The sequence below is a fragment of the Trueperaceae bacterium genome (assembly GCA_023954415.1).
GTDB lineage: Bacteria > Deinococcota > Deinococci > Deinococcales > Trueperaceae > JAAYYF01.
In genome coordinates this window covers 247,272-273,097 of record JAMLIB010000004.1, presented here as the reverse complement: position 1 = coordinate 273,097, position 25,826 = coordinate 247,272, and the positions used below count along the sequence as shown (strand labels likewise).

21 protein-coding genes and 1 other annotated feature are annotated in these 25,826 nt (G+C 69.4%); of the genes, 6 read left to right on the top strand and 15 right to left on the bottom strand.

Annotated elements, in window-relative coordinates:
- Nucleotides 1–44 precede the first annotated feature (44 nt).
- From M9914_06895 to M9914_06880, 4 genes are all read right to left on the bottom strand, one after another.
- Nucleotides 45–1,880: an amidohydrolase family protein gene (locus M9914_06895; GenBank protein MCO5173907.1), complete on the bottom strand. Its 1,836-nt coding sequence runs from the start codon at nt 1,878–1,880 to the stop codon at nt 45–47.
- Nucleotides 1,877–3,673 (bottom strand): amidohydrolase family protein, encoded by a 1,797-nt coding sequence (locus tag M9914_06890; protein MCO5173906.1) that lies wholly within the window; start codon nt 3,671–3,673, stop codon nt 1,877–1,879. The genes M9914_06895 and M9914_06890 overlap by 4 nt, the downstream gene beginning before the upstream one ends.
- A 3-nt stretch (nt 3,674–3,676) precedes the next feature.
- Nucleotides 3,677–5,497 (bottom strand): amidohydrolase family protein, encoded by a 1,821-nt coding sequence (locus M9914_06885; protein ID MCO5173905.1) that lies wholly within the window; start codon nt 5,495–5,497, stop codon nt 3,677–3,679.
- A gap of 92 nt (nt 5,498–5,589) precedes the next feature.
- The gene (locus M9914_06880; GenBank protein MCO5173904.1) at nt 5,590–7,272 is read right to left on the bottom strand and encodes a peptide ABC transporter substrate-binding protein; all 1,683 of its coding nucleotides are present in this window, start codon (nt 7,270–7,272) and stop codon (nt 5,590–5,592) included.
- Nucleotides 7,273–7,810: 538 nt separating this feature from the next.
- On the opposite strand from M9914_06880, the gene M9914_06875 reads away from it, so the two are divergent.
- The 3 genes from M9914_06875 to M9914_06865 are packed head-to-tail and all read left to right on the top strand — an operon-like array spanning nt 7,811 to nt 10,736.
- A complete protein-coding gene (locus M9914_06875; GenBank protein ID MCO5173903.1) occupies nt 7,811–8,755 on the top strand; it encodes an NAD(P)-dependent oxidoreductase in 945 nt (314 codons plus the stop codon).
- A 38-nt stretch (nt 8,756–8,793) separates the two neighbouring features.
- Nucleotides 8,794–9,756, top strand: coding sequence for an ABC transporter permease (locus M9914_06870; protein ID MCO5173902.1), 963 nt, complete (start codon nt 8,794–8,796; stop codon nt 9,754–9,756).
- The gene (locus M9914_06865; protein MCO5173901.1) at nt 9,753–10,736 is read left to right on the top strand and encodes an ABC transporter permease; all 984 of its coding nucleotides are present in this window, start codon (nt 9,753–9,755) and stop codon (nt 10,734–10,736) included. Before M9914_06870 ends, M9914_06865 begins: the two co-directional genes overlap by 4 nt.
- Before the next feature lie 89 nt (nt 10,737–10,825).
- Here M9914_06865 and M9914_06860 read toward each other — a convergent pair whose 3' ends face one another.
- Genes M9914_06860 through M9914_06840 form a run of 5 tightly spaced genes read right to left on the bottom strand, consistent with a single transcriptional unit; the run spans nt 10,826 to nt 15,864 of the window.
- Nucleotides 10,826–11,866: a TolC family protein gene (locus M9914_06860; protein MCO5173900.1), complete on the bottom strand. Its 1,041-nt coding sequence runs from the start codon at nt 11,864–11,866 to the stop codon at nt 10,826–10,828.
- The gene (locus tag M9914_06855; protein MCO5173899.1) at nt 11,863–13,329 is read right to left on the bottom strand and encodes a TolC family protein; all 1,467 of its coding nucleotides are present in this window, start codon (nt 13,327–13,329) and stop codon (nt 11,863–11,865) included. Before M9914_06855 ends, M9914_06860 begins: the two co-directional genes overlap by 4 nt.
- Nucleotides 13,329–14,636 carry an ABC transporter permease gene (locus tag M9914_06850; GenBank protein ID MCO5173898.1) on the bottom strand — a complete coding sequence of 436 codons (1,308 nt, stop codon included), beginning with the start codon at nt 14,634–14,636 and terminating at the stop codon, nt 13,329–13,331. Before M9914_06850 ends, M9914_06855 begins: the two co-directional genes overlap by 1 nt.
- The gene (locus M9914_06845; GenBank protein ID MCO5173897.1) at nt 14,633–15,340 is read right to left on the bottom strand and encodes an ABC transporter ATP-binding protein; all 708 of its coding nucleotides are present in this window, start codon (nt 15,338–15,340) and stop codon (nt 14,633–14,635) included. The genes M9914_06850 and M9914_06845 overlap by 4 nt, the downstream gene beginning before the upstream one ends.
- Nucleotides 15,337–15,864 carry a hypothetical protein gene (locus tag M9914_06840; GenBank protein ID MCO5173896.1) on the bottom strand — a complete coding sequence of 176 codons (528 nt, stop codon included), beginning with the start codon at nt 15,862–15,864 and terminating at the stop codon, nt 15,337–15,339. The genes M9914_06845 and M9914_06840 overlap by 4 nt, the downstream gene beginning before the upstream one ends.
- 59 nt (nt 15,865–15,923) lie before the next feature.
- Between M9914_06840 and M9914_06835 the strand changes: the two genes are divergently transcribed.
- Nucleotides 15,924–17,164 (top strand): IS3 family transposase gene (locus tag M9914_06835; GenBank protein ID MCO5173895.1). Its coding sequence is split into 2 segments (ribosomal slippage): nt 15,924–16,218 and nt 16,218–17,164, totalling 1,242 coding nucleotides; the frame shifts between segments, so codons are not numbered across the junction.
- Nucleotides 16,202–16,333, top strand: a sequence feature (AL1L pseudoknot). (Overlaps the previous gene by 132 nt.)
- Here M9914_06835 and M9914_06830 read toward each other — a convergent pair.
- The 5 genes from M9914_06830 to M9914_06810 all read right to left on the bottom strand — a co-directional run bounded on the left by M9914_06830 (nt 17,100) and on the right by M9914_06810 (nt 23,559).
- Entirely contained in the window at nt 17,100–18,131 is a 1,032-nt protein-coding gene (locus M9914_06830) for an efflux RND transporter periplasmic adaptor subunit (GenBank protein ID MCO5173894.1), read from the bottom strand. The genes M9914_06835 and M9914_06830 overlap by 65 nt on opposite strands.
- Before the next feature lie 128 nt (nt 18,132–18,259).
- Nucleotides 18,260–18,475 (bottom strand): ribbon-helix-helix domain-containing protein, encoded by a 216-nt coding sequence (locus M9914_06825; protein MCO5173893.1) that lies wholly within the window; start codon nt 18,473–18,475, stop codon nt 18,260–18,262.
- A gap of 273 nt (nt 18,476–18,748) precedes the next feature.
- Nucleotides 18,749–19,813, bottom strand: coding sequence for a recombinase RecA (gene recA, locus M9914_06820; GenBank protein ID MCO5173892.1), 1,065 nt, complete (start codon nt 19,811–19,813; stop codon nt 18,749–18,751).
- A gap of 252 nt (nt 19,814–20,065) precedes the next feature.
- Nucleotides 20,066–21,847: an acyl-CoA dehydrogenase family protein gene (locus M9914_06815; GenBank protein MCO5173891.1), complete on the bottom strand. Its 1,782-nt coding sequence runs from the start codon at nt 21,845–21,847 to the stop codon at nt 20,066–20,068.
- Between the two features lie 131 nt (nt 21,848–21,978).
- On the bottom strand, nt 21,979–23,559 hold the full coding sequence (locus tag M9914_06810) for a rhomboid family intramembrane serine protease (protein ID MCO5173890.1): 1,581 nt from the start codon (nt 23,557–23,559) through the stop codon (nt 21,979–21,981).
- A 164-nt stretch (nt 23,560–23,723) separates the two neighbouring features.
- Here M9914_06810 and plsY point away from each other — a divergent pair, with 164 nt between their 5' ends.
- Together plsY and M9914_06800 are read left to right on the top strand one after the other, a co-directional pair.
- Nucleotides 23,724–24,326, top strand: coding sequence for a glycerol-3-phosphate 1-O-acyltransferase PlsY (plsY, locus tag M9914_06805; GenBank protein ID MCO5173889.1), 603 nt, complete (start codon nt 23,724–23,726; stop codon nt 24,324–24,326).
- A gap of 165 nt (nt 24,327–24,491) precedes the next feature.
- Entirely contained in the window at nt 24,492–24,962 is a 471-nt protein-coding gene (locus tag M9914_06800) for an NYN domain-containing protein (protein ID MCO5173888.1), read from the top strand.
- Here the strand turns inward: M9914_06800 and M9914_06795 are convergent.
- Nucleotides 24,943–25,764 carry a DMT family transporter gene (locus M9914_06795; GenBank protein MCO5173887.1) on the bottom strand — a complete coding sequence of 274 codons (822 nt, stop codon included), beginning with the start codon at nt 25,762–25,764 and terminating at the stop codon, nt 24,943–24,945. The two genes, M9914_06800 and M9914_06795, sit on opposite strands and share 20 nt — an antisense overlap.
- Between the last annotated feature and the right edge of the window lie 62 nt (nt 25,765–25,826).

The following is a 25,826-nucleotide window of genomic DNA, read 5'->3' as shown; positions in this document are numbered from 1 at the left end:
TCCCTGCGCTGCGCTGAGCGGAGCTCCATCGCCTGGTGTGACCATCATACCTCTAGCCCTACCGCGCCAGGACTCGGGAACGCGTCCGCCGAGGTGACGGTCAGGCGATCTCGTCCCAGCCGGACGTTCACGGGGCCGTCGACCGTCATCCGCACGTCGGGCAGCACCCCGGGCATGCAGAGGTAGGCGAGGCCGGTGAACAGACCGTCGAACTCGCCGCCGAGCTCGTCCCGAACGGCCCGCTTGACGACGCGGAACGCCTCGACGACCTCCTCGGCCGGTTCGGAGGTCAGGAAGCCCAGGATCGGCAGCGCCACCTCGGCGACCACCTCCCCGCCGACGGCCGCTACGAACCCGCCGCCCAGCTCGGCCACCCGCGCGGCCACCACGGCCATGTCGTGGTCGTCCATGCCCACGACGGCGAGGTGCAGGGGGCCGGGGTGGTACGAGGACCCGAAGGCGCCACGCGCTATCCCGAACCCCCTGACGAACCCGCGACCGATCTTCCCGCTGGCGAAGTGCCGCTCCGCTATGGCGACCTTGGCCACCCCGAGCCCCGGACTGGCCGTCACGGCGCCAGCGGTCACGGGCAGCGTCATGGTCAGGGCCTCGGTACGCACGTCGTAGGGCCGGATGTCGATGACGAGCGCCGCGACGCCGTCCTCGTCGGAAGGGACCGGCGCCGGGACGACGAAGTCGGCCGCGCTCGGCGGCGCCTTCAGCCTGATCGTGTCCCTGAAATCGCCGGGGTACTCGGGGGCGGCGAGTTCGCCTACGTACCGACCCGCGCGCGCCACCACCGCGCTGCCGGCGACCACCTCGGTGACCGCGAACCGCCGCAGGTCGTCGACCAGGTTCACGAACGCGCGCCGGCCCGGCGCTATGCCGCCCAGGTCGCCTCCGATCCCTAGGTAGGTGGCCGCGTTGATGGTCGCCATCTGCACCGCCGCGACGGGCGGTATGCCCATCCCGATGGCGGCGCGGATCCGGTGGTCGAGATGCCCCAGGCGCGCCAGGTCGTCGATGTCCTCCTCGTCCGTGGCGAACATGACGTTGCGCGTGTCGACCCACTCCCTGGCGAGCGCCGCTAGCACCCCGAGGTTGTCGGCGCCCGAGCTGAACCGCACCTGCACGGCGAGCCCGAGGCGGAGCCGCTCCAAGAGCTCCCGCTCGGTGGCGACCTCGTGGTCGGAGAGGCTGCCGGCCGCCACGCTCGCCTGGAGGGTCGGTCCGGCCTGCCCGTCCAGGTGCCCGCAGAGGCGTTTGCCGTAGCTGCGAGCGAGCCGGCCGAGCCCCGCGAGGGCGGGGTTGTCGTTGCGTTGCGCGAAGACGTTCCATTCCCGCAGCTCGACGCACTCCGGCCACTCGAGCATCTCGACGAGGTCCTCCATGCTGGCGCCCGGACGCCCCTCGATGCCCATGAGGGTCGTGTAGAAGGGCGAGAAGTAGGCCTTGAGGGGCGTGCGGTTCGCCTCGTCGAGGAAGAAGCGCATCGCCCGCTTGCCGCGCATCTTGCCCGCCTCCGTGAAGTCGGTGACCAGGGCAGCGGTACCGAACGGCACGAGCAGGCGCGCCAGCTCCGTCATGGTCAGGGAGGTGGCGCCCACGTGGATGTGCGTCTCGATGAAGCCTGGCACCAGGTAGCGTCCGTCCGCCTCGATTACGCGCGTGTCCTGGCCGAGGCAACGCCCTACCTCGCCGACGGCGGCGATCCGGTCGCCGAGGATGGCCACGTCGGCCGGGTGTACCTCGCCCGTGTAGACGTTCACGAGCCTGCCGCCACGGATCACGGCGTCGGCGGGCCGTTCTCCGAGCGCCACCGCGACGAGGGCGTCGCGGTCGTCCGCCGGGACCGCCCCCATACCGACCACGCTGCTCATGCCGACGGCCCCGCTCCGTCGATCACCACCGGGATGGGCTCGACCTTCAGCTGGTCGCCGGCGTAGGCGACCTTCAGCAACCCCTTGACGGACATGCGCAGTTCGGGCGACACGCCCGGGATGAAGAAGCCCGTGAGCCGGTAGTAGTTGCTGATGAAGTCGATGCCGAGAACGTCGGCGATGACCCGCTTGGCATGCCGCATGCCGGCCTCGACCTCCTCGGCGGAGGCGTCCGACACGACGCCGTGCAAGGGCATCGGCACCGCAGCTAGGACCTCGCCGTCGACGGCGACCACCAGGCCCCCGCCCAGCTCGGCGATCTTGTTGCCGACGAGCGCCATGTCCTCCCCGTTGGTGCCGATGAGCGCGAGCTCGGACGGCCCGGGGTGGTAGGTGAAGCCCAACGCGCCACGCCGCAGGGGCAGGCCCTGCACGAAGCCGACGCCGTGCTTGCCGATACCCCCGATGCGCTCGACGGACGCGAGCTTCACGACCTGCCTGCCCAGGTCCACCTGCACCTTGCCGTCGACCACGGGCAGATCGAGGTGGACCTCCTTCGTGCCCATGGCCTCCGGGTGGAAACCGATGACGCGTACCTTGGCGGTGGCGGCCGCGGCGCTCGGCGCGGCGATGGCGAAGTCCTCCGCCGTGAGCGGCCGCTTCAGCCTCACCGTGCCGTAGAACTCGCGCGGGTACTCGGGCCGCTCGAGCGCGGCCACGTACCGCTGGTCCTTGGCGACGACCTCCTCGCCGTAGACGACCTCCGTGACGGTGAAGGAGCGCATGTCGTCGACGAGGTTGACGAACGCCTTGCGACCGGGCGCGATGCCGCCCAGGTCGCCGGTGACGCCCAGGTAGCGCGCCGGGTTGAGCGACGCCATGCGCACGGCGTCCATGGGAGCCACGCCAGCCTCGATGGCCATGCGGACGCGGTGGTCGAGGAAACCGTGGTCTCGCACGTCGACGATCTCCTGCTCGTCCGTGCTGAACATGATCAGGCTGGAGTCCAACCGGCGCTCGGTGACCACCCGCAGGATGTCGTGGATCTCGTGCCAGTGAGCGGAGCCGAAGCGCATCTGGAGCGCCACGCCGGCCCTGATCCTCTCCACCGCCTCCTCGACGGTGTAGGTCTCGTGGTCGGACACGGCCCCGGAAGCGACCGAGGCGTGCAGCAGCCCGTCCATGAAGAGCCGCAGGTGCCCGGCCAGCCGCAGTCCGTGCGCCCTGGCCATCTCGCCGGCCCGCCGCACCTTCTCGTTCGGACTACGGTGTTGCTGCACGTTCCACTCGCGCAGCTCCTTGGCCTCCGGCCAACTCATCATCTCGTCCAGCTGCTCGAGCGTCACGCCCTCGCGGCCGTCCGTGGGGATCAAGCTCGTGTGGAAGGGCGAGTAGTAGACCGTCATCGGCGTGCGCTTGGCCTCGTCGAGGTAGTAGCGCGCCACCTGCGGCCCTTGGACCTTGGTGGCCTCGTTGAAGTCCGTGACGATGGCGGCGGTGCCGTAAGGCACCAGTAGCCTCGCCATCTCCGTGACCGCCAGGGACGTGGCCCCCACATGGATGTGCCCCTCGATGAAGCCCGGGACGAGGTAACGGCCGCCGGCCTCGACGACCCTCGTGCCCTCGCCAACGCAGCGGTCGACGTCGCCAACGGCCGCGATGCGATCGCCGAGAACGGCGACGTCGGCGGAGTAGATCTCACCCGAGTAGACGTTCACAAGGCGCCCACCACGGATCACGAGCCCGGCGGGCTTCTCGCCCAGCGCCACCGCGACCAGTTCGTCTCGTTCCACTGCCTATCTCCCCTTCTCGGCCGCGGTCGCGGAGGCGCCGGCGTCCGGCGCGTCGACCACGACCGGGACGACGTTCACGTCGAGCCGGTCCCCGGCGTACGCGATGCGTAGCAGCCCGTCGATCGCCATGCGCAGCTCGGGCGCGACGCCCGGGATGAACAGGACCGCCAGGCGGTAGACGTTGCCGGGGAAGTCGATACCTAGGTCCCCGGCGATGATCTCCTTGGCGCGACGCATGCCGGCCTCGACCTCGTCCACGGGGCGGTCAGACACGATGCCGAGGAGCCCCATCGGGACCTCGGCGACGACCTCGCCGTCGATCGCGACCACGAGCCCGCCGCCGAGCTCGGCTATCCGGTTGCCGACCAGGGCCATGTCGGCGTCGTCGGAGCCGATGATCGCCAGGTCGCACGAGCCGGGATGGTAGGTGAAGCCGAGCGCGCCGCGCCGCATGCCCAGCCCGCGCACGAAGCCGACACCGCGCTTCCCGCTTCGCGCCAGCCGCTCGAACGAGGCGAGCTTCACCACGTCGTTCGCCGGATCGGCCGCCGCGCCGCCCGACACCACGGGCACGTCCACGAAGACCTCGCGGGTGCCGCTGGCCGCCTGATCGAAGCCGATCGTCCGCACCGTCGCGGTCGTCCTGCCCGCCGCCACGGGGACGCGGAAGTCCTCGGCCGTCAGGGGGGCGCGGAGCTTGACCGTGCCGTAGTAGTCGGCGGGGTACTCGGGCCGCTCGAGCTCACCGAGGTAGCGCCGGTCGCGCGCGACGACCTGCTCGCCGTGGACAACCGCGGTGACCTCGAACGACCTGAGGTCGTCGACGAGCGAGACGAAGGCGAGGCGGCCGGGGGCGACGCCGCCGAGGTCGCCCGTCACCCCGAGGTAGCGCGCCGGGTTCAGCGAGGCCATCCGAACGGCCTCGACGGGCGCGACGCCCGCCTCGATGGCCAGCCTTACGCGATGGTCCATGAAGCCGAGGTCGCGGATGTCGACCACCTCCTGCTCGTCCGTGCTGAACATCACGAGGCTCGGGTCGAGCCGCCGCTCAGTCACCACGCGCAGGAGGTCCCACGTCTCGGTCCAGTGCGCCGAACCGAAGCGGATCTGCACGGCGACGCCCGCGCGGATGCGTTCGACCGCCTCCTCCAGCGTGTACGCCTCGTGGTCGGACCGGGTGCCCGCCGAGACGGACGCCTGCAGGACGGCCCCCAGCTGCGCGCGCATATGGCCGGCCAGCAGCTTGCCGCGCCGCAGCGCGCTCTCGCCCGCAGCGCGCACGAGCGGGGAGGCGTGGCGCTGCGACTGCACGTTCCACTCGCGTAACTCGAGGCACTCGGGCCAGGCGAGCATCTCCTCGAACTCTTCCGGCGACACGCCGGGGCGCTCGGCGGTGCCGAGCATGGCCGTGTAGAAAGGCGAGAAATAGACCTTGAGGGGCGTCCGGTTCGCCTCGTCGAGGAAGAAGCGCGCGGCCTTGGCGCCCTTCAGCTTCGTGGCCTCGGTGAAGTCGGTGACTATCGCCGCCGTTCCGTACGGTACGAGCAGCTTGGCCAGCTCGGTGGAACCGAGCGACGTGGCACCGACGTGGAAGTGCGTCTCGATGAACCCGGGGACGAGGTACCTACCGCTCGCGTCGACGACCGCGGTGTCGGGGCCAACACACCGGTCGACGTCCCCGACGGCCGCTATCCTCTCCCCCATGACCGCGACGTCCGCCGCGTAGATCTCGCCCGAGTAGACGTTCACCAGCCTGCCGCCGCGGATGACCAAGCCGGCTGGCCGCTCACCCAGAGCCACTGCGACGAGTTCGTCGCGCTCCATGACAACCTTCCCTTCTAGGCGACGGGCATGGGCGACGCTTGCGCGCGCCCATGCCCGGAACGAGAGCTCATGACCCTAAAGGGACGGGCCGGTCAGTCGATCCACCAGTCGTAGACGTCCCAGAACAGGCCGGCGTGCACGCCGAAGGACGTCGGGTGCACGTTGTGTACGCTGGTCCTCACCCCGAAGATCGTCGCGGCGCTGAAGAGCGGGAACATCGCGTACTCGTCGTAGATGATCTGCTGCACCTCGTCGAGGATCTCGCGCGCCCGCGCTTCGGAGACGCCGTGACGGTGCTCGTCGAGCAGCTCGTCCACCCGCGGGTTCGACCACCCAGAGTGGCCGTTGCCGAAGGGCTTCTCAGGTGTGGGGATGGAGTCGGAGTGCCACCAGTCGGACAGGTTCGGCTGCAGCGCGAAGATGCCGTTGCTGAACTGGGCCAGGTCGTAACGCCTACCCCACGCGACGCCCTGCCACCCGCCGAAGAAGCTGGGGGCCGGGTAGTTCTGGATGCTGACCTCCGCGCCGATCTCGGCCCACGCCTGCTGCACGATGGCCTGGGTGGACTCGCGCGGCCGGTTGCCGGCCGCCGTGGAGTACGTGAGGCTGAGCCGCACGCCGTCCTTCTCGCGCACGCCGTCGCCGTCGGTATCGACCCAACCGGCCTCCTCGAGCGTCCGCTTCGCCTCTTCAGGGTCGTAGGGGTAAGGCTGGAGGTCCTGGTTGAAGTAGCCCGTGCCCGAGAGCTCGTTGACGGCGCGCGGGTTGATGCCGAAGTAGATGCTGTCGAGGATCTCGTCCATGTCGACCGAGATGACGAGCGCCTTGCGCACGGCCTTGTCGGTGAGGATCGGGTGCGGTGTGTTGGGCTCCCCGGGCACCGTCTGGCTGAAGAAAACGCGCTCGAGTTGCGGCCAGGTCGTCTTGATGACGTCGACGCCGGCGGCGGACTGCAGTTGGGCGGCGTCCGAGGTGCCGAGGCCGATGGCCACTTGCACGTCGCCTGCCCTGAGGGCGGCGCTGAGGGCGTTGGAGTCGGGGATGATCCTCACCACGATCCGGTCGAGCTTGGCCGGTCCGCGGTAGTAGTGGGGGTTGCGTTCGAAGATGAGCACGTCACCGACGCGCCACTCGAGCATCCTGAACGGACCGTTGCCGACCACCTGCTGGTTGAAGGCGTCCTTGCTGCCCGCGGCCTCGAGCGCCCTCTGTGGGGCGATGCCCATGCCGATCACGGCCTCGTCGAGCCAGAAAGCGAAAGCGTCCTTGAGCGTGACGACCGCCGTCAGCCCGTCCTCGCTCACGGCCACAGATTCGACCTTCTCCCAGCCGTGGGTGGTGTAGGCGGCGTTGGTGGTGTCGTTCACCCACCGCCACGTGAAGGCGATGTCGTTGGCGGTGATCGGCGTGCCGTCGTCCCACAGCAGGCCGGGGCGCAGCTGCAGCGTGTACACGCGGAAGTCGGGGCTGATGCCGCCGTTCTCGAGCGTCGGTACCTCGGCCAGTAGGCCGGGGACGAGGTTGAAGTCGTGGTCGACCTTCAGCAGCGGTTCGTTCACCAGGAAGGCCGTGTAGTACTGCGCCGACACGGGCGTGCTCGACTCGGCGAGCACCATGCTCGCGGGTTCCTGCAGCTGACCGATGATCAGGGTTCCCCCGGACTTGCCCTCGGCGCGGCCGTCCTGCGCGCTCGCAGCCGCGAGGAACAGCCCCGCCACCATCATCCCGACCAGCAACCGGGTCACTACCAGATACCGTCCACCGTTGGTCTTCATGCAGCTCCTCTACGCTCGTCATGACTCGCTGGCCTGAACCGGCCAGCCCGAGCAATTGGGACCCTCGCGATAACTCCGGTCTTGCAGCCGACTCGTCGCACCTCCCTGCCTACGGACTAGCGTGCTAGGACGGTTCACGACCGCGCGCCGGGCGCGAGGCGCCTCGAAGACCGCCGGCGCCCGTGCTGCGCGCGTCCCGCACGACCTGGGGTCGGCTCGTGACGCGAAGCATCTCGGTACGGTGGTTATACCACCGTGGCGCAGGAGCGCGCTGTCCACCTTGCGCAGCAAGCTAGCACGGGTGGTCGGAGGCGTCAAGGCCGCCGGGCGCCCGTTTCGCACACTAAACGCGTCTTAGCCGTGTTTATCCGCCCCTCGCCGCCGTCGTTGACACCCGCGGAGTCCCGTGCAATCATGCCAGCCATCGCCGACGGCCGCCCCGAGAAGGGACCCTTGTACGCATAGCGCGGTATGACCATCATTCAACCTGGCGGGTCGCGCTTCGCCATGCAGCGGCCACGAGAGGGGCAACTCCACGATGAGTGACACCAGAGACCGGTTGGGCTTCATAGGCACGGGCAACATGGGCTTCCCCATGGCAGCGCGGCTCCTGAAGGCCGGGTTCGACGTGGCCGTCTACAACCGCACGCGGTCGAAGGCCGAGCCCCTCACGGAGTACGGGGCGACCGTCGTCGACCGCGTGGCGGAGCTGGCGGACCGGGACATCGTGTTCACGATGGTCGCGGACCCCGCGACCTTGTTGACCGTGACGACCGGACCCGACGGGGTCCTCTCCGTCCCCGGCAAGGCTCCGAGGATCCTGATCGATTCGTCAACGGTAGACACGGAGACCTCGGCCAAGGTCAGGGCGAAGGCCTCCACGGTCGGCACCGAGCTCCTGGCGGCCCCCGTGAGCGGCAACGGCAAGGTCGTGAAGGCGGGGCGGCTGAGCGTCGCCGTCTCCGGCGACCGGTCCGCGTTCGAGCGGGCGCTGCCATACCTCGAGGCGCTGGGCGAGGGCGTCACTTACGTCGGCACGGGGGAGCTGGCCCGCACCGTAAAGATCGCGCACAACGTCCTGCTCGGGGTCGTGACCCAGGCGCTGGCCGAGATCACCGTGCTGGCCGAGAAGGGCGGCATCGAGCGCCGCGCCTTCCTGGACTTCATCAACAACAGCGTGATGGGCTCCGTGTTCACGAAGTACAAGACCCCCGCGCTGGTCAACCTGGACTTCAAGCCGACCTTCACCCCGCCGCTGCTCCGGAAAGACCTGGACCTCGGTCTCGCGGCCGGCAGGGAGCTGAACGTGCCGATGCCGGTGACGGCCGCGACGCGCGAGGCCGTGCAGGCCCTCATCGGGCGCGGGCACACCGCCGACGACTTCGCCACCCTCCTGCTGCTGACGGCCGAGGGCGCCGGCCTCCAGCTCGCGCCGGACCCGGCTCCGGTCGACGACGGCCTAAGGCAGGTCAAGCCAGCTTAGAGCGGCCCTGTGTCGGTGACGCAGGAGAGGGGATACCGATGCTCACGTACGTGTTGAGGCGGCTACTGTCGATAGTCCCGCTCCTGCTCATCATCTCCGTCTTCACCTTCGTGCTGCTCCAGTACATGGGCAACCCCCTGTCGTTCTACCTGCAAGGCAACGTGACGGCGGCGGACCTGGAGAGGCTGACCAAGCAGTTCGGCCTCGACAGGCCGATCGCGGTGCGCTTCGCGGATTGGCTGACGAAGATCGCCACGGGCGACTTCGGGGCGTCGCTCGTCTCGGGACGCAAGGTCACGGACCTGATCGCCACCCACTTCCCGAACACCCTGATCCTGATGGGGACGGCGTTCGCGCTGACCATCGTCATGGGGATACCGCTCGGCGTGCTGTCCGCGGTGCGCCGCGGCAAGAGCGCCGACTACGCCATCACGACCGTCTCCATCATCTCGTTCTCCGCCCCGACCTTCTGGACGGGGATCCTCGCGATCGTGTTCTTCTCGCTCTGGACGCGGCAACGCGGTCTGCCCTACCTGCCGTCCGGCGGCATGTACGACTTCGTCGAGGGCCCGACCCTCGCCGGAATCGCGCGGCACCTGATCCTGCCGGCGAGCATCCTGGCGTTCTCCATGCTCGCCCGCTACGTGCGTTACGTGAGAAGCAGCCTCATCGAGGTGCTCTCGCAGGACTACATACGCACAGCCCGCGCGAAGGGGCTGCGCGAGTGGCGCGTGCTGTTCAAGCACGGCCTGAAGAACTCGCTACTGCCGGTGGTGACGATCATCGCCGTCGACATGCCGCAGCTCATGGGCGGCTCGCTCATCACCGAGCAGGTCTTCGCCTGGCCCGGCATGGGGAGGCTGATGGTCGACCACGCGGCGCGGGCCGATTTCCCGGTCCTCATGGGGATCCTCGTGTTCGTGGCCCTGCTGGTGACGCTGCTCACCATCGTCGCCGACGTCGTCTACACGTTCATCGATCCGAGGGTAGAGTATCGATGAACCCCTCGGCCCGTACCAAGCCCGACCCCGTCCAGCGCGTGACCGATCAAGCGCTAGGGGGCAACGGCGCCAGCGGCGGGCCGGGCTCCGCTCCGAGCGATGAGGCCGCGGCGAGCGCGGACCGCCGCCGCGAGCGCTCTCAGCGCCCCGGGCGGCGCGCGTTGCGCGCGTTCCTGCGGAACCGCCTGGCCCTGATCGGCGTGGTGCTGCTCGTGCTCATCGTGGCGGCCGTCGTCATCGGGCCGTACTTCGTGCCGGCCAGCCTCGCCGTGAAGCCGAACCCCCGTCAGATGCTCATGACGCCGTCGGCCCAGCACCTGCTCGGCACGGACGAGATCGGCCGGGACGTCGCGGCACGACTGCTGTACGCGGGGCGCGTCTCCGTGCCGGTCTCGCTCTCCGCGATGGTGATCGCCTTGCTGACCGCGTCGACGCTCGGGATCGTCTCCGGCTACTTCGGCGGTTGGCTCGACCAGCTCCTGATGCGCGTGACCGACGCGCTGCTGGCCATCCCGGCCATCTTCCTGTTGCTGACCATCGCCGCGGTCATGCGCCCCACGGTCACGGTCCTGGTGGTGGTCATCGGTCTGCTCGCCTGGATGGACCTGGCGCGGATCGTCAGGGTGGAGACGATCTCGTTGAGCAAACGCGACCAGGTCGAGGGCGTCAAGGCCCTCGGCGCGAAGAACTTCCGGATCCTGTTCCGACACATCCTCCCGAACGTGCAGGGCCCGCTGCTTGTGGCCGCGCCCCTCATCGCCAGCCGCGCCCTCCTGACAGAGTCCGCGCTCAGCTACCTCGGGCTTGGCATCCAACCCCCCACCCCCACATGGGGCAACATGCTGAACCAGGCGCAGCAGTTCGCGCTCTCCGCTCCGCTCCTCGCCGTCGCCCCCGGCCTGGCGATCATGATCACGGTCATAGCGATCAACTTCGTCGGCGACGGGCTCAGGGACGCCTTCGACCCGCGCCGTAGTTGATCATCGCGGCGAAGAGCGACCCCGGCCGAAGGTCTCCGGCCGGGGTCGTCTGGACGCCGCTATCGGGGCTCTCGCGGTTCGCCGGTCCTTCAGCGCGCCGCCGTGAGCAGCAGCGCGTACTGCGCCGACAGCAGGGCGTGGAGCGCGCTGGCGGCCGACGCCCGCGAGTTCGCCAAGGTCAGCTGGGCCTGCGCGTAGGCCAGCTCCGAGATCGTGCCGGCGGAGAGCCGGACCTGCTGGGCGGCCAGGTCGGTGGCCGCGGCCGCGGCCGAGTCGAGCGCGCCGCGGTAGCGGTTCTTGGCGGCCGTCACGGAGGCAAGCGCGCGCTGGACGTCGCGCGTCACGGTGGCCTCGGTGTCACTCAGCGTGTCCTCCGCCGTGCCCACCGCCGTCCTGGCCGTGTCTATGTCCGCCCTGGCACTCAGCGCGTTGTCGACCGCGGCGAGTTGCAGGCGCGCCGCCTCGAGGCTGCGCCTCGCGGTCGCCACGCGGGCGCTGCCGTCAAGGGCGTTGGCGCTCGCGGCCTCGATGTCCGCGTCGGGCAGCAGGTCGGCCTCCGTCACGGGCTCGAGGGCGCCGACGTCCTTGCCGAGCAGCGCGGCGAGCGAGTCCTTGGCGAACATGAGGTCGGTCTCGGCCTCCTGCAGCGTGCGCTGCTGGCCGGCGACGTCGCTCTCCGCCTTGGAGACGTCGACGCTCGTCACGGCGCCCGCGCCGAAGCGGACCTTGGTGGCCTCGAGCGTCCGGGTGAGGATGTCGAGCTGACGCTCGGCAAGCGCTCTCGTGGTCTCGGCCTGCAGGACGTCCGTGTACGCGCTCACCACGTCGCTCGCGGCGGTCGCGAGGGCGACGGCGAGGTCGCCTTCCGCGCCGGCCACGGTCCGCTCGGCCGAGGCACGCGCGATGGGGGTGGTGCTCGGGTCCGCGGCCGCCACTTCCAGGTCGCGCTGGGCCTTGCTCAGCGCCGTGCGAGCGCTCACGACGCCGGTGGCGGCCTCGCTGCCGTCGGTCAAGGCCGTGGCGAGCGTGAGGGCGTTCGGGGCCTGCGCGCCGGCGTGGAGGGAGAAGAGCGAGAGGAAGAGCGTAAGGGTGAGCGCGAAGACCCGCCGCGCCTGGCGAACTGACCTCATCTGATGACCTCCGTGGCAGGACGACCCAGGGCCCTAGCGAGCGCCATGAGGTCGAGCAAGTGAGTGAAGCGTGCGCTCCTGAGTTGACCGTCAGCCTGCAAGCTAGCGATGCGCGCCTGGACGACCTCGACTTGGCCGACGACGCCAAGGCCGTAGCGCACGTCGGCGGCGGCGCTGGCGTCGCCGGCCAGCGCCGAGCGGGCCTCGGCCACCTGCACTTTGGCCGCGTCCGCCTCGACCTGGACCCGCAGGGCCCCTACCTCCACGTTCGCGCTCGCGATCGTCTGCTCGAGCTTGGCCTGCGCCTGGGCGTAGCTCAGCTCGGCCGACGCTACGCGCGTGTCCGGCGGGCCGAGAGGCACGCTGGCGCTCACGCCGAGGCTCGCCCGCCACGCCGCGCCGCCGGTGCTGGAGCCGCCGGTAGAGGTGGCGAGGCGGCTGGTGAGGGAGGGCGTCTGATCGCGCGAGTCGAGCGAGGCGCCGAGGCTCAGCGACGTGGCGCCGGAGGTGGCGGAGACGGAGGCGTTAGCGGAGACGTTCACGCCGCTCGCCCTGACCGCCTGGTCCACGGCGTCCGCGGCCGACGCGAGGTCGCGCTGGGCGGCGCGCACGTCGTCGCGCGCGGCCACGGCCGCGACGAGGTCGTCCACGGCGGGCTCCTGCGCGTCGGGCACCTCGCTCGCCACGCCGCTCACGCTCACGCCGAGCGCGATCGAGAGGTCGGTGTAGGCCGCCGCCAGCGTCGCTTCCGCCGCGCTCAGGTCGAGCTCGGCGCTCTTCAGAGTCAGGTCGGCCTGTGTGACGTCCGACGGCAGCACGGCGCCGGCCGCCCGGCGCGCGTGGGCGGCGTCGGCCTGGAGCTTGGCCACGTCCACCTGGAGCCGCGCCACGTCGCGCGCGTCGACGGCGGCCAGGGCGTCGGAGTACAGGCGCACGGCCTGCTGGACGGCGTCGGAGGTCGCGCTCAGCACGGCCGCCTCCGCCGCCTCGACCGTGCGCCTGGCGGCCGCGATGGAGTCGCCGGACGAGCCCCACCCCAACCTCAGGCTGGCGTTGACCGAGACGTCGAGGCCGAGGGTCGTGCCGTCGCCCGTGAAGTCGGTGTTGGTGCTAAGGCCGCCGGTGGCCGTCGCCGACACTGGGTAGAGGGCCGACTGGAGCGACAGGTTGGCCAGCTCGAGCTGCGCCTCGGCCGTGCGCACGGAGCTGGCGTCGGTCGCGAGCTCGACCGCCCTGGCGAAGGTGACGACCTCGCCGGCGACCTCCGCCGCGCCCTGCACCGTGCCCTCCGACGCGCTCTCCGACGCGCCCTCCGACGCGCCCTGCGCGCCGGCGGGTTCGCTGCTCGCGGCCGCGCCCTGGGCGAACGCGGCCGGCACGGCGGCCAACGAGAGGCAGGTCAAGATGGCGAACACCCACGAGGCGCGGCCGGCACGGATGAACCTGAGCAGGCGTGACGGCATCACTCGTACCTCAGCGCGTCGACCGGATCGAGCGAGGCCGCGCGTCTGGCGGGGTAGAAGCCGAAGAAGACGCCGACGAACGCCGAGAACCCGAACGCCACGATCATGGAGCCGGGCGTGGCCACCGCGTTCAGGCCGAAGCGCGGCAGCACGACGAAGGCCAGCAGGAGGCCGAGCCCGATGCCGATCAGGCCGCCGCCGACGGAGAGGAGCGACGACTCCGTGAGGAACTGCGCGAGGATGTCGCGCGGCTTGGCGCCCAGGGCCTTGCGGATGCCGATCTCCCTGGTGCGTTCCGTCACCGAGACGAGCATGATGTTCATGATGCCGATGCCGCCGACGAGGAGGCTGATGCCGGCAACGGAGCCGAGGAAGAGGGTCAGGGTGCCGGTGATCTCGGAGAAGCTGGCCAGCACGTCGCCCTGGTTCTGGACCTGGAAGTCGCGGGTGTCCTGCGTGCCGTGCCGCACGTCGAGCAGGTTCTTGATGAGGGTCTGCGCCGTCTTGAGGTCGTCGGCTGAGCGCGCCTGCACGTACACGCTCTGCACGGTCGGCTGGCCCACCGCCGACGAGCGGCCGACGCGCTGGAGGTAGGTCGACAGGGGGATGAGCACGTTGCTGTTCGTGCTGTTGCCGCCTGCGCCCTTGTCCGGCAGGATGCCGAGGACCGTGTAGCTGACGCCCACGATCTTGACGGTCCCCCCGATCGCCGAGCCGTCCGGGAAGAGCTCGGAGGCGATGTCGCTGCCGAGGACGACGACGCGGTTGCGCCCGTCTACGTCGGCCTGGCTGAAGAACGTGCCCGACTCTGGGGGCGTGTTGCGCACCTCGGCGAACTCGGGCCAGGTGCCGATCACCGTGGCGTTGACGTTGAGGCTGCCGTTCTTGAGCTGGGAGTTCGTCTGCACGACGGGGGCCAGGGCGGCCACCGACTCCCAGCCGGCGTCGCGGATGGCCTCTGCGTCCGCCACGGTCACGCTCTGCCTCGGACCGCCGCGCACGAGACCGCCGCCGAAGCCACCGAAGGAGCCGCTCACCGTGAGCAGGTTCGTGCCGAGGTTGGTGATGCTCTGCTCCACGCCGGCGTTCACGCCCGTGCCGACGGCGGTGAGCGCGACGACGGACGCCACCCCGATGATGATGCCAAGGGTCGTCAGAACGGAGCGCATGACGTTGCCGCTGAGGCTGCGCCACGCCATGAGGAACACCTGGATCGGGCCGAGCCCGTGCCTGGCCGAGCGCCCCTGCCCGGCGCGGGAAGACCGGGCGACGCCCCGAACGGTCGCCGCCCCCTGGTGCGAGCTCATGCCTGCACCCCCCGCAACGCATGGCGCTCGTCCGACGCGATCAGGCCGTCGCGAACGACCACCGTGCGTTGGGCGTGCTCGGCCACGTCGGGCTCGTGGGTCACGAGGAGGATCGTAGAGCCGGCCGCGTGGAGGTCGGAGAACAGCGCCAGGATCTCGTTGCCCGTGGCCGTGTCCAGGTTGCCGGTCGGCTCGTCCGCCAACAGCAGCGCGGGCTCCATGGCGAGCGCGCGGGCGATGGCCGCGCGCTGCTTCTGGCCGCCAGACACCTGGCTGGGCCGGCTGTGGCGCTTGTCGGCCAGGCCGACGAGCTCGAGCAGCTCCAGCGCCCTGCGCTTCCGCTCGGCGCCGGGTGCGCCGGCGTAGACGAGCGGCAGCTCGACGTTCTCGAACAGGTCGAGGCGGGGCAGGAGGTTGAAGGCCTGGAAGACGAAGCCGATGTAGACGTTGCGCGCCTCGGAGCGCTCGCGTTCGTTGAGGCCGGCTACGTCTCGCCCGCGGAGGAAGTAGTTGCCGCCCGTCGGCCTGTCCAGGAGTCCGAGGACGTTCATGAGCGTCGACTTGCCGCTGCCGCTCGGCCCCATGAGGGCCACGTACTCACCCTCGTGCACGGCGAGCGACACGCCCTTGAGGGCCTGGAACTCGCCGCCGGCGAAGCGGTAGGACTTGCTGACGTCACGCAGCTCGAGTAGCGGCTCGCTCATCGTTGACCCCCGCCGCCACCTGGGAAGCCACCACCGCCGCCCGGGAAGCCGCCGCCCCCGCCACCGGGGAAGCCGCCCCCGGCCCCGCCGAAGCCGAAGTTACCGCCGGCCGCGCCGGGCAGCCCGAGCTGGGTGGCGCCCTGGCCGCCGGTCGCCTGGCCCTGCCCGACGACCGCCACGCCGCTCGGGATGACGACCTGGGTAGCGCCGGTGAAATCGCCGGTCACCACGCTCTGGAAGCCGACCGTCTCGATGACCTCGACCGGGCGGCTCTCGGTCGTGCCGCCTTCCGTCATGACCGTGATGGAGCTGCCGCGCGGCCCCGTGACGAGGGCTTGGCTCGGGACGGTGAGCGACTCGGCGACCTCCTTGACGGCTATCTCGGCCTCGGCCGTCATGCCGGGGCGCAGCAGGAGATCGGGGTTGGGCAGCGTGATCACCACGTCGAAGATCGCGATGTTGCTCTCGAGGCGAGCGACGGGCGACACGGAGGTCACGGTGCCGCTGAAGACCTGTCCGGGCAAGGTGAAGCGTCCTGGGTTCGGTAGAGACTCTTTTCTCCCACGATTGGAGAGAATGGGTCATGGCGAGCAAGTACGATCCCGAGACGCGAGAACGAGTGATCAGGCTCTTCAAGGAGCGCCGCGGCGAGGCGCCCGAGGAGTCAGCTACGGCTTCGTTCCGGCGCGTTCATGAGTTGGTAGGCATCCCCATCGACACCATGCGCGGCTGGGTCAGACGCGCCGAGGTCGACGCCGGCGAACGAGCAGGCGTGACGAGCAGCGAACACGAGGAGCTGAAGCGCCTCAGGCGCGAGAACGCCGAGCTGAAGCGCGCTAACGAGATTCTCAAGACCGCTTCGGCGTTTTTCGCCGCCGCGGAGCTCGACCGCAAACTGAAGTGATCGTCGCGTACATCGATGCCTACAAGGCTTCGTTCGGGGTCGAGCCGATTTGCCGTGTCCTTAGGGACCACGATTACCAGATCACCCCCAGCACCTACTACGCCTTCAAGAAGAGACCGCCCTCGGCTCGATCGCTGTCCGATGAGCGGCTGCTGGCCGAGGTCAGGTGCGTGTTCTACGCCAACTACGAGTGCTACGGCGTCCGCAAGGTGTGGCAGGAACTCAGGCACAGGCGCGTGGCAGCGGGCCGCGACCAGGTGGCGCGCATCATGCGCTCAGCCGGCCTCAGGGGCGCCACGCGCCTGAAGCGCGTGCGCACCACCTACCCGGAGGTAGGCGCTGCCCGCGCGCCTGACCTGGTGCAGCGCAACTGGAGCCTGGAGGCGCCCGACACGGTGTGGGTGTCGGACTTCACCTACGTCCCCAGCCGCGAGGGCACGGTGTACGTGTCGTTCCTGCAGGACGTGTTCTCCCGGCGCATCCTGGGCTTCACGGTGGCCACCAGCATGGGCGCGCAGCTCGTTACCAAGGCGCTGGATCAAGCCATCAGCATCAGGAAGCGCACGAACCCCAGCTTCACCGGGCAGGGCGTCATAGTTCACAGCGATGCCGGCAGTCAATACACCAGCTTGGCCTTCAGCCAGAAGCTGCTCGATCACGGCATGGCCGGCAGCATCGGTAGGGTCGGCACCGCCTACGACAACGCGCTAATCGAGAGCACCATCGGGCTCTACAAGGCGGAGCTCATCCGCCCCGGCGGCCGGGCGTGGACCTCCCGGCAGGAGATCGAGACCGCCACCACGGCGTGGGTGGCGTGGTTCAACGAGCGCCGCCTGCATTCGAAACTCGGTTACCTCAGCCCCGTGAAGTACGAGGCTGCTTACAATCAGAACCTGGACCTGCCGAGGCAGGCCGCGTGAGAGAAGACCCTCTACGAAACCCAGGACGCTTCAAGGCGTCGAGGGTGGCGGTCGCCGACTGGCCCTTCTTGACCGTCCCGACCTGCGTCTCGTCGATCTGCACTATCAGGGAGAGGCTGGAGTCGTCGATCAACGTGAGCAGGTTCGTCGCGTCGTTCACGCCCGTGCCGACCACGACGTTGACCTGCGATACGACCCCGCCGAACGGCGCGGACACGGTCAGCGACGCGAGGTCGGCCTCGGCCTCCTCGACGTCCAACTCGGCCTGCGCGACGCTGAGCTGGGAGTTGGTCAGGTCGTTCTGCCGCGCCGCCGCCTGCAGCGCCAGGGTGTTCTTGAGCGCCTCGAGGTCGGACGCTGCGGTCGCGGCGGCCTGCGAGGCATCGGTGTTGGCCACCTGGGCGTTACGGAGCGCCTCGTCGCTCTCGGCGCCGAGGCCGCGGAGGTTCTGCACGAGCGCGAGGTCCTCCGCCTTGGTCTCGGCCGTGCGCTGGGCGGTCGCGAGGGTCGCCTCCGCGGAGGCCCTCTGCTGCGCCGCCGAAGCCTGCGCCTGGGCTTGGCTCGACTCCAACGACCGCAGCTGCGCCTGCACGCGCTCCAGGTCGAACTGCGCGAGCTTGAGGGAGCGCTCGAACGCGGTGGGGTCGAGGCTGGCGAGCTGATCGCCTGCGCTCACCCTGTCGCCGACGGAGGCGATGGCGGCTATGCGCCCGCTGAGCCCGGCCGCCACCGTCAGGTTGAGCGACGTGCTCGCTTCCAGCGTCCCGGGGCCGGCGACGGTGACGGCGTGCGGCCGCAAGACGATGGGCAACGTCTGGGGCGACTGCACCGCTGTCGTAGTGGCCGCCGTTGGCCTCGTGAGCAGTACGTAGGCCACGGCACCTCCGGCGAGGGCGAGCACCAGGCCCACCAACCACCACCTGAGGCGCGAGCGGCCCGTGGACAAGCGGGGCGCGGTTGTCTCCATCACATACACTCCCTAACGCGGCCGGCTCCACTTCAAGAGCCACGCCGGTCGCAACCTCAACATGTTAGGCAGCGAATGTGTAGACCTTGTGTAGGTGCCGGGCGTGGGCCGGTCGGCGAACGGCGCGCCTACCCTTCACGGCGTGCGTTCTCCTGAAAAGCCAAGCCGTCGACCTCGCGCTCGCCCCACAGACCGAAGCCCTCCTCGACCTGTTCGCAACGATGGCGTTCGAGATAATCGTCGATCGCCGCCCGGATGAGGGCGGCGCGAGACCGACGCCCTCGCTTGGCAAGGGCGTCGAGGGCCTCGACCTGCGCATCACTCATGTGGACCATCGTTCGCATCGCATCCTCCGGCGCGGTGTCCGAGTCATGGTCAGCTGAGGTGAAAGAGGTCCGGCCACGTCGCTGGCGGAGCATCTGCTCGCCGGAACACCCCTCGCGACAACTCGATCATCACGCCGTCGTCCCTGAGCCGATACAGCTTCCGCGGATGCAGGCCGTCGGCCAGAGCTATAGCCGAGTGGTGAACGTGGTCGGCAACGAGCTCACATCATTCTTGGATAAGACCGTTGCCATCTAGTGCTTCCTTAGCAACTAAGGTATCCGCCTTAACCTCTACGCCTCCATGACCCCCACATCATCCGTATCGATCTCCTCGCTATCGCTACCGGCACCCCGGGTCTTTGTTCCTTGGTTGAGTGCCTGCATGACCTGCTGCCGGATGGCAGCCACCAACTCAGGACGCGCGGCAAGGAACTCCACCGCACGCTCCTTACCCTGACCCAAACGCTCACCAGCGTACGAGAACCACGAACCGCTCTTCACCACCACCCCCAGATCACTAGCTATCCCCACCAAGTCCCCCAACTTATCGATACCCCGCCCGAACATGATGTCCACCTCCGCCTCCCTGAACGGCGGCGCCACCTTGTTCTTCGTCACCTTCACCCGCACCCTAGACCCCACCCGCTCAACCCCCACCTTCACATCCCCCTTACGCCTAACCTCCAAACGCACACTCGCATAGAACTTCAACGCCCTCCCCCCAGGCGTCGTCTCCGGATTCCCGTACATCACCCCGATCTTCTCGCGAATCTGATTAATGAAGATCGCCGTCGTATTCGACTTAGCCAACACCCCCGTCAACTTCCTAAGCGCCTGACTCATCAACCGCGCCTGCAACCCAACGTGAGAATCCCCCATCTCACCCTCGATCTCAGCGCGCGGCACCAACGCCGCCACACTATCCACCACGATCACATCCACCGCACCCGAACGCGTGAGTAGTTCAACGATCTCCAGCGCCTGCTCACCCGTATCCGGCTGCGACACCAACAACTCATTCACATCCACCCCCAACGCCGCCGCATACACCGGATCCAACGCATGCTCAGCATCCACGAACGCCGCCACCCCACCAACCGCCTGCGCCTCAGCCACCACATGCAAAGCCAGAGTCGTCTTACCCCCAGACTCAGGACCATAAACCTCAACGATCCGACCCCGAGGCAACCCACCAACCCCCAACGCCACATCCACACTCAACGACCCAGTAGAAACCACCCCACCCCCACCCACACCAACCGGCACCGCCCCCAACCGCATAACCGCCCCACGCCCAAACTGCCGCTCAATCTGCAACAACGCAGAATCAAGAGCCTTAGCACGTTCCTTCTCCATGGTCCTGCCTCCGTCCGGGCGCTGGGCCGGTCGGACGCGACCGCGGACCCACTACCTCAGATGTACCTTAAATAATAAGGCATCGGGGGAGGGTCCGCAAGCGACTGCGGACTAGAACGGCTAGGCGGCGGGCGGGCCTACGGCGCTCGCCCGCAGTACAGAACAAGGGCGGACTCGCGCACCCACGCCGTGCGGTACGCCCCGTCAACAACTTCGTCTAGCCCGCCAACGCGCCCAGCGGGAGCCGCCGCCTCAACCCAACGGGTACCCGTCCGCCGCGTACACGGCCTGCGCCGCCTGGCGCCGCAGCTCAACGAGGTCGACGCCGTGCTCGGCCAGGTAGGCATGGAAGCGCGGGAGCGTCTCCTCGCCGCGCGGGATCCGGCGCAGGGCCTCCGTGCCGAGGTCGCGCGCGCGGTCAACGGCCGCGAACGTGTAGAGCCGGGCGAGCAGGAGGGCGACCTCGCCCCCGCGCGCGCCGGCAAGGCGTTCGGCGCGCAGCAGCGCCGCCTCGGCCAGGTAGGCGAGCCCGACCATGTCCGCCACGCGCGCCAGCAGCTCCTGCTCGCGCTCGAGGCCCTGCATGTACGCCATGGCGCCCATGCCCGCCACCATCAGCGTGCCGAGCTTGAGGTTGGCGAGGGCCAGCTCGGCGTCGGCCTGGGCCTCGGGCGCGGCCACCTTCTCGACGGGCCGCCCCAGCATCGCCGCCTGCGCAGGCCCGAGGAGGTCGAGCTCGCCGCGCATGGCGCGCTTCAGGAGCTGGTCGACGGTGAGCTCGCGGTTGATCTCGTTGGTGCCCTCGAAGATGCGGTTGATGCGGCTGTTGCGGTAGGCGAGCTCGATCGGATAGTCCGCCGAGAAGCCGTAGCCGCCGTAGACCTGCAGGGCCTCGTCGACCACGTAGTCGAGGATCTCCGAGCCGAACACCTTGATGAACGAGTACTCCACAGCGTAGTCGTTGAGAGCCGCGAGCTGCGCGGTGGGGTCCGGCTTGCCGGCGGTGGCGGCGTCCATGCTGCCGGCTAGGCGGTAGACGGCGCTCTCGAGCGCGTACGTGTCGGCCGCCATGCGCCCGATCTTCTCCTGGATGAGGCCGAACGTGGCGATGGGCGCCTTGAACTGCTGGCGCTCCTTCGCGTACGCCTGCGCCAGGCCGATGAGCTGCTTCGCACCGCCGGCAGCGCCGACGGCGAGCTTGAAGCGCCCGATGTTGAGGATGCCGAAGGCGATCCGGTGGCCCTTGCCGACCTCGCCGAGCAGGTTGCCCTTGGGCACGCGCACGTTCTCGAGGATCACCTGCCGCGTGCTGGAGCCCTTGATGCCCATCTTGTGCTCCTCGGCCCCGAGGCTCAATCCGGGCGCGCCCTTCTCGACGAGGAAGCAGCTGAACTTGTCACCGTCCACCTGCGCGAACACGGTGAAGAGGTCGGCGAAGCCGGCGTTCGAGATCCACATCTTCGTACCGTTCAGGACCCACTCGTCGCCGTCCAGGTCGGCGCGCGCCTTGGCGGCGAGCGAGTCGGACCCCGAGCCCGGCTCTGTCAGGCAGTAGGCCGCCACCCACTCGCCCGTCGCGAGCTTGGGCAGGTAGCGCGCCTTCTGCTCCTCCGTGCCGAAGTAGACGAGGGGCAGTGTGCCGATGCCGACGTGCGCGTTGAACGTGACGTTGAACGAGCCGGAGGCCGCGACGGCCTCGGTGACGACCGAGGCGGCCGCCTTGCCAGCGCCGAGGCCGCCGTAGACCTCGGGCACCTCGACGGCCAGCAGCCCGAGCTCGCCGGCCTTGGCCATCTTCTCGCGCGAGAGCTCGTAATCCAGGCCCTCGAGCTTGGCGAAGTCCGGAACGATCTCGCGCTGCACGAACGTGCGCGCCGTGGTGGCGAACATCTTGAGGTCGTCGTCGAACGCCTCGGGGATGAGGACCGTGGCGGCGTCCTGGCGCTCGACGAGGAAGGCTCCGCCCGTCGGGGCCGTCACGTGGGCGCTCGGCGTGGCGCCGGCGGTCTGCGGGTTGCGGTCTGGCGTGGACATCCTGGAGCCTCCATGCGGTGCTGACGGGTGATCGGAGCTCGCCCACCCGCTGGTCACTTTTGTACTGAGTACAACCTTACCTCAACCGCCCCCGGCAGGAGCGCGCCACTGCTCAGCGCGGCCAACCGCCCTCACGGCAGGAGCGGCACCACGGTGGTCAGCGCGCTCACCAGCGCCAGCGCCAGCAGGCCCAGGCAGAACCAGCCGACCGCCTGCGAGAACCGGGCGCCGAGGCGCGTGCGCAGTCGGATGACGCCGTAGGCGAACCCGCCGACGATGCCGCCCACGTGGCCCCAGAGCGAGACGCCCGGCACGGCCAGGCTGAAGACGATGAGGATGGCGACCCACTGCAGGAGGCTGCGCAGGAGCAGCCTGTCCGACGCCGACTTGCCGAGCGCCGCCTCGGCCAGCAGCGCGCCGGCCACGCCGAGGATGCCGCCGGAGGCCCCGACCAGCACGACGGGCACGCCGGCCTGGAACACGGTCGTGAGGTAGGCGCCTGCCGCCGTGCCGGCGGTGAAGGCGGCCAGCAGGTCGCCCCAGCCGCGCCTGCGCTCGTAGAGGCGGCCGATGTCGAAGAGCACCCACAGGTTCATGCCGATGTGCACGAGGTTGCCGTGCAGGAAAGCGTAGGTGAGGTAGCGCCACCAGGCGCCCGCGTCGGGCACGCCCGGCAGGCCCTGGGTGAACGCCGCGACCAGGTTGCTCACGTACAGCCCCTGGCCGCGCACCGAGACGACGCCGTAGTAGCGGTCCGCCAGCACCTGCGCCAGGTAAGCAAGGGCGATGGCGCCCGCCAACAGGTAGGTGGCGAGCGGGCGCCGCGCCAGCAGGGCGGTCGCGGTCGGTGGTGTGGCACCCAGGCTCTTCAACCTGGCCTCCAGCCGCCTCCGCGACGCCCCTGTGGCGGCCGTGTACGCCGCCTGGTAGGCCCGGACGGCCGCGGCGTGCCTGCCGGAGCGCTCGGCGGCCGTGCCGAGGATCTCGTAGAGCGTGGCAGGCGTCACCCCCGCCAACGGCTGCTCGAGGAGCTTGCGCGTGCCGTCCAGGTCGCCCTGCTCGGCGGCCAAGCGGGCCTCGGACAGGACCAGGGAACGGTAGGCGAGGGGCCCCTGTCTCCCGGCCTCGAACCGCGTCTTGAGCAGGCCGGTCTCCCGCCGAGCCTCCTCCACGCGCCCGAGGGCGATGAGCGCCTCGATGCGCGCGGCCGTCACGAGGTTGCCGTTGTCCGCCGCGCCCGCGCCTGCCGGCTCCTCGAGCTCCAGCACACCGGCGTAGTCGCCGCTCGCGAGTCGGGCCTGGGAGAGGAGGACGGCGTCGTGGCGCGTGGTGAGGGCCAACGCCGCCTCGGAGTCGCCCTGCTGCAGGGCCGCTTGGGCCAAGAGGCGCCCGACGGACGCTCGGCCTCCCGGGGTCCAGTACATGAGCGAGGTGGCGGCCCTCGCCAAGCGCCAGGCGCCCGAGCGGACGGCCGCGACGAGCGCGAGGGGGGCGAAGACGTACAACGCGGCGACCGCCAGCACCGCCCACTGAACGGTGCTCGGCAGGGGCTGGTCGCCCAGGCCGGCGACGGCGACGGCCGCCGCGGCGATGGCACCCAGCAGCGTCTTGAGCGGGAACTCGCCGGGCAGCGGCGCCATGCGCGTGGCCCAGCGCACGGTCGACGCGCCAGTCACCGCCACTACGAACGCGAAGAGGGTGGCCGTGGTCATCGCCAGATGGTAACGCGGCGCTCGCCTCGGACCTAGGCGGCCTATCTCACCGCCCGGTAGCGAGGTCCACTCACCGAGGCACCGTGGCGGGCAGGCGCAGTCGTTACAATCAGGAACGGTCCGCACATGCGAGTGGCGGGACCCGGAGGGTTTCCTTGCTGGACGTGCTGTTGGCCGCAATCACCATCGTCGTCGCGTACTTCCTCGGCACCATCCCGTCCGGGTACCTGGTGGCCAAGGTGCGGGGCGTGAACATCCAGCAGGTCGGGTCCGGCAACATCGGCGCCACGAACGTGCTCAGGGCGCTGGGCGTGGTGCCGGCCGTCATCGTCGTCATCCTCGACCCGCTGAAGGGCGCGCTGGCCACGCTCCTGCCCGGCATCGTCGGCCTGGGCCCATGGGTCACGGCGCTCGCCGGCCTCGCGGCCGTGCTCGGCAACGACTTCAACGTCCTCCTACGCATGAAGGGCGGCAAGGGCATCGCCACGAGCATCGGCGTGTTCATGGTCATCGACCCGCTCACGACGCTCATGTGCCTCGTGCTCGGGGTCTTCACCATCCTGCTGAGCCGTTACGTGTCGCTCGGCTCGCTAGTCGGCATGGCGGCGCTGCCCCTCTTCGTCATCGTGCAGGGCGAGTACATCGGCCCGCGGCTCCTACTGGCGGCCGCCCTGCTCGGGCTGGCCGTCTACCGCCACTCCAGCAACATCCAGCGGCTGGTGGCCGGCAACGAGCGCCGGCTGGGAGACCGGTCGGCGAAGTCCTGAACCGGTCGCCTCCTAGCAAGACACCTCTGCAAGCGAGATTGTTTATGGCTCATTGACATCATCAGATACGACCGTCTACTCTGAACCAACCCACCTACGGCGTGCCGTAGGCTCAGGAGAGCCCGCAGCGCTAACTGCGGGCTCTCCTGCTATAGGAGACACGACGTGCGCACCTTCGTGTATGTCGACGGCTTCAACCTGTACTACCGTGCCCTTAAGGGCACACACCACAAGTGGCTTGATCTCCTGAAGCTGTCTGAGGCGGTGCTGCCGTCCTCCGCCGTTGTTGAGCGCATCAACTACTACACGGCTCGTGTTTCCGGTAAGCGGGACCCTGACATGCCGCGTAGGCAACAGTTCTACTTCGGCGCGCATCTGGTCCGCGATGCCTTCTTGGGTGCGTTCGAGCAGGCGGCGATCATCACCAACGACTCCGACCTTGCAGAGCCTGTCCGCATCGTGGTCAAAGAGGTGGGCTTGCCAGTCATTCTGCTTACTCCGGAGAACAGGCCAGTCGGAAGCTTGGCACGGCTAGTGAGCGACGTCAGGCATATAAAACCGTCACTGAGCAGATGCCAGTTCCCGGACCCCGTGGGTTCGACCAAGGGTCCGATCGCTAAACCGTCCGACTGGTAGCCCGCGCCTTCGCATAATTGAGTAACACGATCCCGCCGATGGCCACCGCGCCACCAACGGCCGTGACGAGCGCCGGCACCTCGCCGAGCATGACCCAGGCGAACAGCAGGCTCATGACCGGCACGAGGTAGAGGAAGGCCGTCACGAGCGTGACAGGCACCTTCGACAGGGCATAGGCGTAGATGCTGTAGGCGATGGTCGACGGGAAAACGCCGATGTAGAGCGTGGCCGCCAGGGCCTGCCAGGGGGCGTCGGCCACGTCCGCGCCCAGGCCGGGTAGGAAGACCAGGAGCGGGATGGTGCCCGCCCAGGTCGCGTAGGCCGCCACCTCGATGGGCCGGTAGACCGTGAACAGCCGCTTCTGCAGGACGGTGTAGAAGGACGACGCGACCGCCGAGATCACCACGAGCCACGACCAGGCGTTGAACGAGACCCCGCCGCCCGCGTCGCCGAGCACTATGAAGGCGACGCCGACGAACGAGACGAGGGACCCGAGCCAGCCGAGCGCCGGGAGCCTCTCGCGCATCATGACCGTGGCGAGGAGCGCCGTCATGGCGGGCGCCGTCCCGATGATCAGGCTCGCGGCGCCGGCGCTCACGTGCAGCTCGCCGAAGTTCAGCGCCAAGTGGTAGATGGTGTAACCGAGCAGGCCGAGCAGGAAGAGGTACGGCACGTCCTGCCGCCGCGGCAAAAGCCGGGAGCGCATGGCGAGGAGGATGGGCAGGAACGCCACCGACGCCACGAGGTGCCTGAGGAGCGTCAGGTGGTCGGCCGACATGCCGCCCAGACCGAGCTTGATCATCGGGTAAGCGGATCCCCAAAGCACCATTTGGAAGAGCAGTAGCAGTACGAGACCGGGCCGCA